The sequence below is a fragment of the Streptomyces sp. NPDC047017 genome, from assembly GCF_040644175.1.
Taxonomy (GTDB): Bacteria; Actinomycetota; Actinomycetes; order Streptomycetales; family Streptomycetaceae; genus Streptomyces.
Map to the genome: position 1 here is coordinate 1 of NZ_JBEYVW010000056.1, position 1457 is coordinate 1457.

Here is a 1457-nt window from a genome sequence, read left to right on the forward strand (position 1 = left end):
GGCGGGTTCTACTGATCCCCGCAACACCCTGGACTTCAGGGGGTTGCGGGGATCGTGGATTTTGAGGTGCTGAAGGCGAGGTTCTTCGAGGCGCTGGATCGGGAGGACGGCAGCGTCGTCGCCGCCGCTCGCGCGGTCGGAGTGAACCGCAATACGGCGGCCACGTGGGCCCGTAAGGCCGGTGTCCGCGGTCGCGGCAAGCCCCGCCCGCCCACGCATCCCGGCAGGGCGGAGTACGAGCGGCTGCGTGCGGCCGGAGTCCGGCGCCGGGATGCCGCCGCGCAGGCCGGCGTCCACGAACGCACTGCCGAGGACTGGGATCGGGGCATCCGGCAGATCGGCCATTCGCGACTGCGCCCTGACGGCCGCTTGATCATCTATAAGACCGGTGTGACCATCATCAAGCCGTCCCTCGCGGCGGTCGACGCGCGGCTGCACCCCCGGTTCCTGACCGTGACCGAGCGGGAGACGATCGCCGACATGCACCGGGCCGGGCATTCGTTGCGGGCGATCGGACGGGCTCTGGGGCGGCCGGCGTCCACGATCAAGCGGGAGACCGACGCCCGAGCGGTCGATGGCATCTACCGGCCACACCGAGCCCAGCGAGCCTGGGCCGAGAGCCGGTCACGCCCCAAGGACTCCAAGCTTGCCCAGGACGGCCCGCTCCGCCGGTTCGTCGCGGACAAGCTGCGGGAGCAGTGGTCACCCGAGCAGATCTGCCACGCTCTGGTCACCGAGTTCCCCGACGACGAGGGCATGCGCGTGAGTCCGGAGACGATCTACCAGGCGATCTATGTCCAGGCCCGTGGCGGGCTGCGCCGCGAAGTCGCGGCCGCGTTGCGCACGGGGCGCACCCGCCGCAAGCCTCACCGCAGCCCGGACCAACGCACCCGCCGATTCGTCGACGAGATGGTGATGATCTCCGAGCGTCCCGCCGAGGTCGAGGACCGGGCGGTGCCCGGCCACTGGGAAGGCGACCTGATCGTCGGTCCCCGAAGCGAGAGCGCGATCGTCACCCTGGTCGAGCGCTCCACCCGCTACGTCCTGCTCGGGCATCTGCCCGGCGGGCACACCGCCGAGGAGGTCCGTGACGTGCTGGTGCCCTTGATCCAGACCCTGCCCGGCCATCTGCGCGGCTCGCTGACCTGGGACCAGGGCTGCGAGATGGCCGCACACAAACAGTTCACCCTGGCCACGGGAGTGCCGGTCTACTTCTGCGACCCGCACTCACCCTGGCAGCGCGGATCGAACGAAAACACCAACGGTCTGCTACGGCAGTACTTCCCCAAGAGCACCGACCTGTCCGTGCACAGCCCCGAAGACCTCGAACACGTCGCCCAGCAACTCAACGGCCGACCACGCAAAACGCTCGGCTGGAAAACACCAGCCGAGCGCCTGCGTGATCTACTGACGGCCACATAAGCCATCAGGTGTTGCGAGGACCCCAAGAATCCGCC

1 protein-coding gene is annotated in these 1457 nt (G+C 69.2%); it reads left to right on the forward strand.

Annotation, left to right across the window (positions count from 1 at the left end):
- The first annotated feature begins 243 nt into the window (after positions 1-243).
- A complete protein-coding gene (locus ABZ858_RS37145; RefSeq protein ID WP_361389440.1) occupies positions 244-1422 on the forward strand; it encodes an IS30 family transposase in 1179 nt (392 codons plus the stop codon).
- Positions 1423-1457 lie beyond the last annotated feature (35 nt).